The organism is Xanthocytophaga agilis (assembly GCF_030068605.1).
In the GTDB taxonomy this organism is placed as follows: domain Bacteria; phylum Bacteroidota; class Bacteroidia; order Cytophagales; family 172606-1; genus Xanthocytophaga; species Xanthocytophaga agilis.
In genome coordinates this window covers 384,473-398,773 of the sequence record NZ_JASJOU010000003.1, presented here as the reverse complement: position 1 = coordinate 398,773, position 14,301 = coordinate 384,473, and the positions used below count along the sequence as shown (strand labels likewise).

Below are 14,301 nucleotides of genomic sequence, written 5' to 3'. Positions count from 1 at the left end.
TTAGCTGAAAAGTATGGTTGTAGCGGTAAAGCACCTTACTCAAATAACGTGAAAAAGTGCGAATTAACTAAGTCATCTTTACCGTTCATCCTTAATCTGTGCCATTATTATACAATCAGACATTTTTGATCGATAATCGCCGTAGTTTTCTCGTCAGACTAGTTTGTCGAATAATTGGCCGAACGGTAGAGTATAACAAACTGATAGTCTAATGAGGTTTCTCCTGTCTTAACATTGTGTATTTCTTTGTGTTTATTCTGACAGAACGATGAGTGAATCTCTAGCTGATATGAAGTATTTTCAAACCAATAATACTATGTATAAAATTTTAGTGTTAATCTTAACACTTTTAACGATGGGGACCCCCGCTGTTTGGGCCCAAACTCAAGTAACAGCATCTGCACCTCGCGGTAGTGTACGTATTACAGGTACTGTCATTGATTCGACTACCAAAGAACCGGTTCCTTTCGCTACTGTAGCACTGATCAATCCGGCCACTAAAAAGCCTGTAGATGGAGCTGTCTGCGATGATAAAGGAAAGTTTACATTGGCCAAAGTATCTGAAGGAAACTTTGCTTTACAGATTAGTTTTATTGGATACAACACAGTGGAAATTAAACTGCCTGCCATAACAGATAAAAGCTCTGATGTGAATATGGGACAGATTTATCTGTCTTCTCAAACACAGAAGTTACAGGAGGTAGAGATTGTAGGACAACGTAACCTGATTGAAGAAAAAGTAGACCGCACAGTGTATAACGCAGAAAATGATGCAACTGCCAAAGGGGGAGATGCAACAGATGTATTGAGACGCGTACCTATGTTGTCAGTAGATATGGATGGAAACGTTTCTATGCGTGGAAGCCAGAATATCAGAGTGTTAATAAACAACAAACCATCTACTATCACAGCAGGAAGTATAGCCGATGCATTGAAACAAATCCCTGCTGATCAGATTAAGTCTGTTGAAGTAATTACGTCTCCTTCTGCCAAATACGATGCGGAAGGTTCTGGCGGTATCATCAATATCATTACCAAAAAGAACAATATGCAGGGGATGTCTCTGAATATAGATGGTAGTGCAGGATTAAGAGGAGCAAACCTGGGTCTGAATGGAAGCTACCGTAAAGGTAAGATGGGCTTTTCTCTGGGTGGGTTTGGTCGTGGTAACTATAATGTGAATGGAAAATATGAAAACAGCCAGGAAACTAAGACTGGTTTAAATACGCAAAAAGCAAATACCCGTAACAATGGTATGTTTGGCCGTTATACACTGGGATGGGACTATGATATTAATAAATATAATCTTCTATCTGCCTCTGTGCAATATGGCGTTAGAAATAATACATCCTATCAGGATGATTTAACAACATTATCTACCAGATATGATCTGAGTACTCCACCAACAAGTAATGTAAGTGACGTAAAGGTGAAAGATCTGTCAGGAACGATAGATTTAAATTTAACGTATACTCATTTGTTTGAAAAGCCTCAGAAAGAATTGAGTATTCTTGCATTGTATAGCCGTAATAATCGCACTAACGATTTTCTAAGTATTTCACAAACAGTAGATACTGCTTCTCAGAAAAATATAAATGATAGCCATAACCAGGAGGTGACACTACAACTGGACTATCAAAATCCGATTGCAAAGAATCAAATGTTAGAAATGGGTGCAAAGAATATAATGCGGCAAGTAACCAGCGATTTTCAAACATTTAAAGCATTGGAAGGTGGGTCATTTCAACTTATAACAGATGATGTCTATTCCAATAATCTGACATATAATCAGAATGTTACTTCAGGATATGCTTCTTATACCTTTAGTACACAAAATAATTATAGTTTCAAAGTGGGAGGGCGTTATGAATATACTACAATCCATGCATATTTGCAGGACGAGGCAGATATAGATATTCCATCTTATGGAGTATTAGTACCTAGCCTGAATATTTCCAAGAAACTGAAAAAAGGAAATATGATCAAATTCTCATATAACCGTAGGATTCAACGTCCTTCTATTCAGTTTCTAAACCCTAATATTCAACGAACTAACCAGCTGAATATAACAGAAGGTAACCCAAGATTACAACCGGAATATACTAATAACTTTGAAGTAGGTTATAATACTACTATCAAGACTACATCTTTGAATTTTGCTGCTTTTGTTAGAAATACCAATGATGCGATACAAAGTGTACGGGATTTGTTTGTCAATCCTACAGATTCTCTCACTGGAATTCGTACTACATATCAGAATATTGGAAGTGAGAACTCTTATGGAGTAAACTTATTTGTCAACATTAATCTTTCCAATAAACTATCTCTGAACGGTGGAACAGATGTGTATTATTCAGTATTGGATAATAATAATCCAAACCCTATTTATCGGGCGAGCAATGAAGGTTGGGTGTATAACTTCCGTTTCTTTGGAAACTACACTATTAAGAACGGTTGGGGTATACAGGCATTCTCCTTCTATAGAGGCCGTCAGGTACAACTACAAGGGATACAGGGGGGATTTGGAATTTATAGCTTAGGAATTCGCAAAGAATTTAAGAACAAAAAAGGCAGTATTGGATTTGGTGCTGAAAACTTCTTCACAACAGCTATGCGTATTCGTACAGAATTGAACTCTCCTATTCTTACACAACGTAGTGTGAACGAGATGCATAACATGAACTTTAAAATCACCTTCAGCTATCGTATTGGTAAGATGAGTTTTGATTCAGCACCAAGACGGAGAAAATCTATTAATAATGATGATATGAAAGAAGGTGGTGACAATGGTGGTGGAGGTATGGGAGGAGGCGAAGGACAAGGTCAGGGAGGCCGTCAGCAAATGCAGGGGCAAGGCCGTCCTCCAGGACAAGGAGCACCTCAGCAGGGAGGACAGAGACCAGGCGGTCAATATCCGGGACAAAAGGATGGAGTTAAACGGGACAGTACACAATTCAAGAGAGATTCTTTCAAAAAAGATTCAACGATAAAGGATAGTTCCGGAAGCATCCAGCCATTCAAAAAGCAACTTCATTCGGAAATATTGGAAGGACAACCCGCAGATAAACCTGCTCCTGAACAAAATGCAAAAAGTATTCAGGATAAAGAAATCATTGCTCCAACCAAAAAAGATAGTTAACTAGAAAAAGGCCTGACATACAGTCAGGTCTTTTTTTATTTCTAAAAACCAGATTTTCTCCAGCCTGACTACTTTTTTTTCCGTTTCCTCAGCAATAGCTACAAGTGTTCAAGAAGAATTAGAATAATACCATCTGATTGTGTGAATATTTATATTTTTGTTTACCTTGTCCAATACAAAGTTTAGCGACTAGTTTCCCATTAGTTGCTGACACATAGAGCAGAAAATAAATATGAGGAGTGTAAAATTTGTTTTTATCTGTATCACCTAATCTGTGTTAAATCATGAAAAAAATCATTTTTACCATTGCTCTCATGAGTAGTACCATTGTTACTTTCGGTCAGACCTGGACTTTGGATAAAGCTCATGCAAAATTAGGGTTTAATGTTACCCATATGATGGTTTCGGAAGTAGATGGCTCATTTAAAAATTTTGATCTCAAAGTTACTTCTTCTAAAGACGATTTTTCCGATGCTGTAGTGGAATTGACTGCGGATGTGAATAGTATAGATACAGATAATGATAACCGCGATAAAGACTTAAAAAGTGATAAGTTTTTTGATGCTGCCAAATATCCAACTCTTACTTTTAAAAGTACTTCTATTAAAAAAGCAGAAGGAAAAAAATACAAACTGGCTGGGGATCTGACACTACATGGTGTAACCAAACCGGTTGTTCTGGATGTAACACTCAATGGCACTACTACACATCCTATGAACAAGAAAACTATCGCTGGATTTAAAGCTCTGGGAACTATCAAACGATCTGATTTCAATCTTGGTTCTGCACCTGCCGCTGTAATTAGCGATGAAGTAAATATTGTAGCAAATATTGAGATCAATAAGTAATGGATCAAAATTCAATAAGTATAGGGTTGTCTTCTTATTGAAGCAACCTTATGCTGCATATAGTACTAATACACCGTTTTACAGGATAATAGTAAAAGATACAAGCCTTGGTTTATTTTCATAGTAATTATTTCCCCACTCTTCTCTTACAGGTATAGTTATACCTTATGATTTTCAGTCAAGTAAATGTATGAAGAAAAAGATCTTACTTATTGTTGTTGCCATTTTGGTTCTAATCCAGTTTATCCGCCCGGAACGAAATTTAGGGTCTGCTGAATCTGAAAAAGATTACACTCACTATGTTCAGGTAACTCCGGAAGTTGCCGGACTATTAAAAACAGCCTGTTTTGATTGTCATTCTAATCATACGGAATATCCCTGGTATGCAAACATAAATCCTATTGGTTTGTGGTTGAGTCATCATGTGGATGAAGGAAAGAGAGAACTGAATTTTTCAGACTTTGCTCAGTACGAACCCAAAAGAATGGATCACAAGTTGGAAGAAATAGCAGAGGAAGTAGAAGAAGGCCATATGCCTATATCCTCTTATACTTTATTGCACAAGGATGCCAAACTCCATGAAACACAAATAAAAACAATAGTAGATTGGGTAAAGGGAGAAAGGCAAAAAATCAAACTGCCTTGACATATACAAGTGAATATAACTGATAAGTAATATAATCGGGTATACATATAAGTAAAATGGTTTACTGAGATCCTGTAAATCATTTTACTTATAGCTACATTTGATACGTTAGTCTACATATTTTACCTTTCTTTCTATTTTCGGATAAATACCTGAGTATTATCACTAAACTTGTGTGGGTTTTTAAGATTTTGCATGGTGTCTATTCGGTCTAAATCGGTTCTTTCTTCTACTCTTTTTGTTATACTTCACGTATGCTTCTGGGTTTTATTTCTGGCAACGCCGCTGGTCTTTAGAAATCATCCTCCTCCAAATCCTGGCCCGCGACCCCCATCATTACCTGACTATTATTTCCTGATATTTAATTTGTTGGATATTCCCTTTTTCTATATCAATGCCTACTATTTGATTCCGAAGATATTGCGTAAGAAAGGGATTGTCTGGTATATATTTCTCGTGTTGGGTGTAGTGTTTGTGGCACTGATTATCAATCATTCTATTCGTGAATATCTGTTTCATCTGCATAATCCTGTACGGGGAGGCTTTAAAAGGCCTTTTCATATAGGCAATCTCTTTCCTTTGTTTTTTACGTGGGCGTTTAGTACCAGTTTCCGGATTGTTTCTGATAACCTGGTTATGGAACAAAACAGAAAAGAACAGGAAACGGAAAGACTCAAATCAGAGTTGTCGTTCTTGCGGTCACAGGTGAGTCCGCATTTTATGTTTAATGTCTTAAATAGCCTAGCAGCTCTGGCCCGCAAGAAATCGGAATTAGTTGAACCTGTTATTATTAAATTGTCTGAACTGATGCGATATATGTTGTATGAGTCGGCTGATACTCAGGTAAGCCTGGATAAAGAAGTACAATACCTGCAGAGTTACATTGATTTACAAAAACTTCGGTTTGGGGATGATGTCAAAATAATTTTTGAAATAGTCCACCCTATGGCGTCACAATCTATAGAACCTATGTTGTTGATACCTTTTGTCGAAAATGCTTTTAAACATGGGGTAGGGATGATTGAGCAACCAATTATTGAGCTTACCTTAGAAGCAAATGAAAAAAGGTTGATCTTTACTATAAAAAATAAAGTTAATCAGCTATTTCAGGAAAAAAAGGACAGAGCTTCAGGGATAGGGTTAGCTAATGTAAAAAGAAGGCTGGATTTGCTATACCCAGATGCACATTCTCTTGAAGTTATTCAACAGGACACAATCTATCAGGTTATATTAGAACTTGATTTTAAACATGATAGAGTACTAAGTCTGAAAAAAAGTACTTTATAGATACTTCATGTTGTAGGATATCTCAACTATATACAATTTTTGGTCAAGCCAGAACGCTATAAAAAACTTTATGATGAACTGCATTGCTGTAGATGATGAAAGTCTTGCTTTGGATTTGCTGGTAGATAATATTCAGCAGATACCTTATCTGAAGCTTGTGAAAAGATGTAAAAATGCATTTGAGGCTATGGATGCATTGCGTAATGAACAGGTTGATCTGATGTTTTTAGATATTCAAATGCCTGGGATTACAGGTGTACAGTTGTTGCAAGGCCTGTCCTATTCACCTATGGTCATTTTCATTACTGCTTATGATCAATATGCACTGGAAGGATTTAATCTGGATGTGGTCGATTATTTGTTAAAACCTGTGGCTTTTGAACGTTTTCTGAAAGCTACTAACAAAGCTTATGAATTGTTTTCCCTGCGAAAACAGGAAATAAAGCCAGCTGTAGAAAACGACTATTTCTTTGTACATGCAGATTATTCTCTTGTAAAAATCAAGATGTCTGAGATTATGTATGTTGAAGGCCTGAAAGATTATCTTAAAATCTATCTGGCAGGGCAATCCCGACCTGTGGTTACCCGAATGACAATGAAATCACTGGAAGAGAATCTGCCTGTTTCACAATTTGTTCGTGTACATCGTTCCTACATAGTGGCGCTTGATAAAATAGATTGTATTCGTAATCAGAAAATTAAGCTAGGAGAGGTATTTATTCCTATCAGTGAACACTATAGTGAAGCCTTTCTTTCGAAAATAAATCTCAGTAAAATTGAATAAGCCGACACTTCCTGATAGAAGAGCTTTGTGATCCGGGATATTCATCATTTAACATCATTTAACAGTTGGGAATACGATACTGCTTTGCTTTTTATATTTCTATCTCTATTTTTGCGAGTCTTCTGATTTGTCTTTGCATATTTGCACAATATTTTGGAGTACACTCTGTTTTAAATAAGTGAAATGGGCATCAGATCTGTATCTTCATGGGGCAAATCAAAACTCCTCCTCCTGAAGGTTTAGCTCATGTTTTGTAAAGTACAACTATTTTCGGCATAATAGGGATTATTATTGATGACTAACAAAAACAATTTTAACAAGTACCACTGGCTGTATTTTTTGTGTCTGATCTCTTTGGTAGTTGTGGGACTAAGTGCCTGTGAGAAAGGAGATGATAGTGTGGGGATCAAGCTTGCTGATAAAGATCAGAATGTAGAGATCCAGGTGCTGGATACATTTACAGTAAGAGCTTCAACTGTTTTTCTTGATTCTATTACTACAGGTGGAAATGGTCGATTATTAGCTGGAAGATATACTGACCCTAAGTTAGGTACAGTGCAGGCTATACCCTATTTTGAACTTAGCCATACCAGTTCTTTTAAGTTGACAGACGACAACAATAAGATAGAGTATGATTCCTTAGTGTTTTCTACCAGTTATGAGTACTGGTATGGAGATACAACACAATCTCAAACAATCTCTTTGCATGGTCTGCAAAGTGATTTGGACGATGAGAGAACCTACTATAATACCAGTTCTGTCCCAGTTTTATCTGAATCATTAGGTAATAAACGATTTAAAGCCAGACCCAGGTTAGGTAAAAATCTGACAATCCGGATGTCTGATGATTTGGGCTTGGCACTATTTAATGCTGCTAAGGCAGACAAGTTACAGGATCAGGATGACTTTCAGATTATTTTACATGGATTAGCCTTACTAAATGGTGCTAATGATAATGCCGCCGTATTGGGATTTAAGTCCGATAGTACTATGTTAAAGTTGTATTATCATACCAACAGTGAACAAAGTGTAACAGAAGCTATACAGACATTTCCATTAAGTTCTACATTGAAGTTTAATCAGATACAGGCACTCAATCGCCCTGGAAAGCTGGCAAATCTTCAAAAGCAAGGAGATATCATTTCCTCTGCTGAGACAAATGAGGAGTTATATCTGCAACAAAGTTTAGGTTTTGCTACTCGTATTGATTTTCCTAGTATTCAGCAATTGCAGAATGTAGGATATGCTAGTTTGAATCAGGCTATTTTAACTGTAAAGCCAGCTTCAGGAGCCAACCCTTCTAATCTTCCGTTGCCTTCTCAGTTGACTATGTATTATGCCTCTACAAAAAATAAAGCTTTATCTCCTTTGTATACCAGCTATAGTACAACTCAACAGGTAGTAAGTTACACAACAGACTATACAACAACTGATAAAGCCTATTCCTTCGAATTACACGAATATGTAAACTCTATTCTGAAAAGTACCGGATCGGAATGGAATGGGTTATTAATTATGCCTTATTCTACTTCACTGGGTGTAGACAGACTAGTATTTGGCAGCCAGAAATCTGCAAATAAACCAATGAAGCTGACTGTGTTTGTTACAATGGTTTCCAAATAAGTCCTTGCAAATAAAGGATCACAATAATAAAAATTGTATTTTATTAATTATCATATAAACCTTATGAACCATAAAAGAAATCTATTAGTAGCTGGTGAGGCTGGTTTTACAAGAAAGATAGCCTTTAGTTTAGTTTTATTTGTTTCTACCTTTATTTTGAGTAGTTGTGGTGGGGATAGTACTGATCCTGCCGATGGAAACTGGTATCAGATTGAATCAGGTTATTTTGGAGTTGCCCGTTATAGTGCTGTATCTTTTGTGATTGGAGATAAGGTATACTCAGGATTAGGGATTGATAAAGAAGGAGATCGATTGACTAATTTCAATGTATATGATGCTGCCAATGGCAATTGGAAAAATATTGCTTCTTTTCCTGGTGTTCCAAGAAGTGGTGCAGTTGCATTCTCTGCAGGTGGATTTGGATATGTTGGTCTGGGTTATAATAATGATACTGAGACTGATTATCTAAAAGATTTCTATAAGTATGATCCTACCAATGACACGTGGACAAAGTTAAGCTCTGAATTTTTAGGAGATGCTCGTCAATATGCAGTTGCTTTTGTTATAAATGATATTGCGTATGTAGGTACTGGTGTAAATGATAACTACCTTCAGGACTTTTATAAATATGAGCCTTCGAAGGATAAATGGACAGCGATACGTGCATTTGGAGGATCTAAAAGATATGGTGCTACAGCATTTACCTTGAATGGAAAAGGATATGTAGGTTTTGGTAACAACAATGGTGTGCTTCAGAAAAATATTTACGAATATGATCCGGAACAAGATACATGGACTAAGAAAGATCAGTTAACTGATGAAAGTGACGTTACTGCTCGTAGTCAGGCTGGAGCATTTGTAATAAATAACAAGGCTTATATCTTCATGGGCTTAAGTGGTAGTACTCAGTTAGGAGATATCTGGGAATATGAACCAACTGCTGATGTTTGGAATCAGAAACAAAAGCTCTCTGATGATTGTGGTAGTGCACGTTCTTTCCCGTTATCATTCTCCTATGACAACAAAGGATATATCATGACAGGTGCTTCTTCTACAAGTTCAGGTTCTGCTTTGGATGATATGTGGCAATTTACACCAGATGTGGTAAAAGTTGATTGCGCTGATGAGTAATCAGGCTTTCTAAAGCTAAGTAAATATAAAGAACTACGAATAGTATACTTTTATAAAAAGGATATGCTATTCGTAGTTTTTTTTTGAGGCTTACATGAAAAGATGATTGAAGTTATTTAGCATAATCAATTATCTGCTATATTTAACTAATAGAGTTGTGTGAGTATAAGTATAGTTTTGCTTTATTATTTTATATTTTAATCTGAAGTAGTGCTTTTGATTTCTCGTATTTCTTTCTAAACAGAAATAATATTTGTGCTAAGTAGTAGTAAGGTCTGAATAGAATGTCATACAGGTATAGAAATCAAATGCTGATACTTTGAATCTATTGGAGACTCCATACCAACCATTATTTGTGAGCGTATCAGATCAGCACCTTATTGAGGCAATTCGAAAAGGCGACAAACAGTCTTTTGAGATTGTGTTTAAGCAGTATTACAGAACTCTTTGTGAGTATGCCTTTACTATTGTTAAGGATACAGATGAAGCCAGAGATATTGTACAATCCATGTTTCTGAAGATATGGGAAAGGAGAGAAGATTTAATTATTACACTTACATTAAAAGCCTATTTGTATAGAGCTGTCCACAACACTTGCCTTAATCGTATCAAGCATGAATCTATTAAAACGAAATACATACGTCAAAGTATTGGTGATGGTCGTCTGGAAGTAAAACAACCAGAGGTGTTTGCAAATGAGACAGAGAAAAAGGTGATGAAAGCTATTGATGACTTGCCAGAACAGTGCCGCATTATTTTTAAGCTAAGTCGCTTTGAGGAAATGAGTTATGCTGACATAGCACAAAAATTAAATATTTCTGTACAGACTGTGGCTAATCAGGTCAGCAAAGCCTTGAAAGTATTACGAACACAACTGACAGATACAGATTAATCTTTGTAGAAGCTATTCAAGATTACTGTTTTAATATACCAAGCTATTTATAATCAAATAACAGTATAAGATGAAGCATTTACAAGATCATCAATCTGTGTGTTGGATATATAATTAACGATTCTTAGTAAAATCTGTTATATATTCTTAAACAAACCTATTGATATTTTTTATTTAACCCATTTATAAGAGCCTATTGACTATACTTTACGCTTTAAAACGATAGTTGCAGTGGAAAATGAACCTAACATAGTTGTGACAGATGAGTTGATTGCCAGGTATTTAGCAGGAGAAGCAGATCCTATGGAAGCTATCGCAATTGATGACTGGCAAGAGAACTCGCTTGAAAATCAGCTTTATTTTCAACAGATGAGGGCGGCATGGCAATCCGCCCGCCCTGAAAGAAATTTTGTAATGCCAGATATAGACCAGGACTGGAAGGTATTATATACATTGCTGGACCAGTCTGATGATATTTCTGCTGACATTTCAGAAAAAAGTAATGAGAGAACGCTTACGTCTGAGGTACAAAAAACAGTAAATAGTAACTGGTTTTTAAGAGTGGCTGCTTCTGTACTTATTGTCTTGGGAATTGGGGCCATCTTTTATTGGATAGGCGGGAAGCCTCGGACCAGAGAAATGGCTTCTGTATCTTCACAAGATACCAAGATATTGGAACAGCGATTACCTGATAACTCACATGTGGTTTTGAGTGCACATAGTACTTTAACCTACACCAAAGATTTTGAAGGAGATACACGAGAAGTTGAGTTAACAGGTGAAGCGTATTTTCAGGTAACACCTAATAAAGAAAAACCTTTTATTATTCATACAGACAAAGCAGAGATTAAAGTAGTAGGTACGGCATTCAATGTAGATGCAACCGGTAATGCTGTTGTAATCAGCGTGACTTCCGGGAAAGTACAGTTTTCGGCTGCTGATACCAGTGTATACCTCATTAAAGGGCAGACAGGTACATGGCAGAAAAATTCTCGTACCATTGACGTTACATCTGTCGTAAACACAAATGCATTAGGATACGCTACTCATATGCTTGAGTTTAAGGAAACTCCTCTGAAAATGGTCATTTCTGATATTGAAAAAATGTATGCATGCAAAATCTCATTAAAAAATAATAATTTAGCGGACTGTAAGTTCTCTTCAATATTTGATAATAGTTCTCTTGATGAAGTACTTGGTACATTGAAAGAGTACTATAGCAACAATAATATTAATTTAGAAATTGTTAAAGTTGGCCCGAATGAGTTTAGTCTGGAAGGAGGTATGTGTCCTTATTAAAGCAGGAGTCTTGGTATGTCTTATAGGATGTGTAAGCCTGTCTGTATATGCACAAAATCCATCTTCTGGAAAGAGAATAACAATGACCTGTGAAAAAATTCCTGTAGAACAGGCTCTTCAACGCCTAGCCCAACAAGCTGGCGTTTTTTTTGTTTATAGTCTACACTTTGTAAACGCGAAACAGACTGTTTCTTTTTCAGTAAAAAATGAACCGGTAGATGATGTATTGACTCGGGTATGCGATCAGATAGGATTATTATATAAGAAGCAGGGGAAGCATGTCATTCTGAAGAAGAAAGCTGGTACTCCTATCACTGTCGCAAAAGCACAAACCAAAAAGACTGTAAGTTCACCTACTATTGCAAAGAAATCACCTACTGAGAAACTGAATCCTGATACTGCAAGGCCAGTCATAAAGGAGATTACACACATTGCTACAATACCTGTTGATACACAACTTATTTCAGTGTCAGATAGTATACTTTTATCAGATACTCTTCTTACTCTCTCTGATACTGTAACTACGGATACATTACTTGTATTGGAAATGCCAAATTCTTCCAGAGATTCTGGCCTGTCAACAGAAGATACAATCAAAGATGAGGCTGACTCTGTTCTGGCTCTCTTTCTTTTTAGAAATCATCAACCACTACGGCGTATCGTAACACCTTCCAGAATATATAACTATAAGCCACATACCTCTACTAAAAGATTTGCACATGGTGATGACATTGAGTTGTTCTTATTTGGAGGGCGCATGGGCATTGATTCTGTAACACAAGATTCTCTACAAACAGATAGCCTGGCAAAATCTAATTCCATAAAAAGGAATGCAAATAAATCTACTACTGATAAAAAAGTATCTACTCGTGTTAAACGCTATAAAAGACCCTTTGAGTGGGGAATAGATGGTAGTGATTTTATAGTGGGTGTAGGGGTAACAGGACTCTATTTGAATGATGTAACCAACTTTGCTGCAGAACTACAGGTTGGTTTGCGTTCCATATTTGGGGTATTCAATGTGGGGTTTTTGAACAATGGGATGACACGTTATGGAATAGGCATAGGTGGATTATTTCCTTTAGGGAATACATCCAAATGGTCAGTAGGGGGAGAATGGACAAGTGCCAGATTACATAAAAGAGAAGAGTATGTAAAGATCAAAAATATTTATTCTTATACAAATCCCTATATCCCCCCTTACTACTATACAGATGTTGAGTTAACTAATTGGTATCACCGCTTGAACTTATCAGTTCGTAGACAAATAATACGAAATGCAGAGATAGAAGTAAGTACTGTATTTCATTGGTTAACAACACGATACAAAAAAGAAGGTCGTGAGGCTAGTAAGTATGCGGCTATAAATGAAATTGATCCCTTCTTTCCAAACGAACTTTCTCCCAATAGAGTGCTTTCAAAAAAAATAGGTGATGTACAATCGGTTTGGGTAGGAAATCCAAACGATTTTAGAGAAGGAGGAAGAGAAATGTTGCAAACCCGGAAGACAAAGCTGTGGCTTAGCCTTCAGATTAGTGCCTATTATACTTTTGACTTCTCCAGACGCAGATAATTCCATCTACATTTTTTTAGCTGTTACTGGTTTATTATACAAAGAAGAATAGTAGTTGATTTTTGATTGGATGTCTTATAGATGTTTAATGAAGTGAATGTATCATTAAGTGTCTAGAGATATGAAATCGGTTTGTGTTCGATTGTCGGCGATTTCAGGTTGTTTTGTATTAATCTGGATTCTGGCATGTAACAGACAACATACTATAACCTCACAGGAAATAGCAGATGCGCAAACAATTGCCATTGAAAATGTCCAGTTATTGGCTATTGTAAAAGATGTACTTGATATCACACAGAAAGGGTTGCTAACAGAGGGCTTACTGAAATCGAATAACTCTACAAATCAACATACAACATATATAACAGAATGTAACCCTGTTATGACCAGCAACTATACCAATATTAGTCATAATGGTGATACACTTACGTATTCAGGAACTATCACAATGGACTATGGAGATGGTTCTGCCTGCGCAGATTCTCTAAAGACACCTAAAGGAAAGCTTATTGATACATTCTTTATTACAATTATTGATAGTGACATAAACGGCAAATCTCCATCTGTTTCTTGTTTAGCGTCTATTTCATTTGAGAACTTTAAGAACGACAATACAAGTCTTAGCGGGACGCTTGTATCTCAATCTGTTGATAAAATAACTACTTTCACTTCAGAAGATGTCAGATTAATCTATAGCGATGGAACTTCAACCTCATGGAATGGTGCATTGACGTATACGTATCATCCCTCTGAACACAAAGACGATGATCACTGGATAATCTCAGGCTCGCTTACCGGTATTTCCCGTATAGGGACGGCTTTTATGACAACCATACCGAAAGAGATTATATATACAAAGAGTTGTCAGAATATTGACAGACCTGTAAGTGGGTATGTAGAAACAATCAGCAATGGTACAAACTCAGTAACTGATTATGGTAATGGAGTATGTGATACACTGTATACAATTACAGTAAATGAAGCTGCCAAAAAATATAAGTCCGCCATGTAGGAATTATACTATCGTTATCTCTTCTAAATTTCTCTAATATGAAGCATATTGTACCAAAAAGTATAGG

General features: G+C 36.4%; 11 protein-coding genes. All 11 read left to right on the top strand.

Annotation, left to right across the window (positions count from 1 at the left end; translation table 11 throughout):
• The first annotated feature begins 316 nt into the window (after positions 1 to 316).
• The 11 genes from QNI22_RS12000 to QNI22_RS11950 all read left to right on the top strand — a co-directional run bounded on the left by QNI22_RS12000 (position 317) and on the right by QNI22_RS11950 (position 14,234).
• On the top strand, positions 317 to 3,139 hold the full coding sequence (locus tag QNI22_RS12000; protein ID WP_314510873.1) for a TonB-dependent receptor: 2,823 nt from the start codon (positions 317 to 319) through the stop codon (positions 3,137 to 3,139).
• Between the two features lie 284 nt (positions 3,140 to 3,423).
• Complete coding sequence (locus tag QNI22_RS11995) at positions 3,424 to 3,987, top strand: YceI family protein (RefSeq protein ID WP_314510872.1); 564 nt, start codon at positions 3,424 to 3,426, stop codon at positions 3,985 to 3,987.
• Between the two features lie 190 nt (positions 3,988 to 4,177).
• Complete coding sequence (locus QNI22_RS11990) at positions 4,178 to 4,633, top strand: heme-binding domain-containing protein (RefSeq protein WP_314510871.1); 456 nt, start codon at positions 4,178 to 4,180, stop codon at positions 4,631 to 4,633.
• Between the two features lie 195 nt (positions 4,634 to 4,828).
• The gene (locus QNI22_RS11985; protein ID WP_314510870.1) at positions 4,829 to 5,920 is read left to right on the top strand and encodes a sensor histidine kinase; all 1,092 of its coding nucleotides are present in this window, start codon (positions 4,829 to 4,831) and stop codon (positions 5,918 to 5,920) included.
• 70 nt (positions 5,921 to 5,990) lie between these two features.
• A complete protein-coding gene (locus QNI22_RS11980; RefSeq protein WP_314510869.1) occupies positions 5,991 to 6,704 on the top strand; it encodes a LytR/AlgR family response regulator transcription factor in 714 nt (237 codons plus the stop codon).
• Positions 6,705 to 7,043: 339 nt separating this feature from the next.
• Entirely contained in the window at positions 7,044 to 8,327 is a 1,284-nt protein-coding gene (locus QNI22_RS11975; protein ID WP_314510868.1) for a DUF4270 family protein, read from the top strand.
• 63 nt (positions 8,328 to 8,390) lie between these two features.
• A complete protein-coding gene (locus QNI22_RS11970; protein WP_314510867.1) occupies positions 8,391 to 9,458 on the top strand; it encodes a Kelch repeat-containing protein in 1,068 nt (355 codons plus the stop codon).
• Positions 9,459 to 9,813: 355 nt separating this feature from the next.
• Positions 9,814 to 10,350: an RNA polymerase sigma-70 factor gene (locus QNI22_RS11965; protein ID WP_314510866.1), complete on the top strand. Its 537-nt coding sequence runs from the start codon at positions 9,814 to 9,816 to the stop codon at positions 10,348 to 10,350.
• 231 nt (positions 10,351 to 10,581) lie between these two features.
• The gene (locus QNI22_RS11960; protein WP_314510865.1) at positions 10,582 to 11,649 is read left to right on the top strand and encodes a FecR family protein; all 1,068 of its coding nucleotides are present in this window, start codon (positions 10,582 to 10,584) and stop codon (positions 11,647 to 11,649) included.
• Positions 11,612 to 13,222, top strand: a complete 1,611-nt coding sequence (locus tag QNI22_RS11955; RefSeq protein WP_314510864.1) for an STN domain-containing protein — start codon at positions 11,612 to 11,614, stop codon at positions 13,220 to 13,222. Before QNI22_RS11960 ends, QNI22_RS11955 begins: the two co-directional genes overlap by 38 nt.
• A gap of 121 nt (positions 13,223 to 13,343) precedes the next feature.
• Positions 13,344 to 14,234: a hypothetical protein gene (locus QNI22_RS11950; protein ID WP_314510863.1), complete on the top strand. Its 891-nt coding sequence runs from the start codon at positions 13,344 to 13,346 to the stop codon at positions 14,232 to 14,234.
• The last annotated feature ends 67 nt before the right edge of the window (positions 14,235 to 14,301 follow it).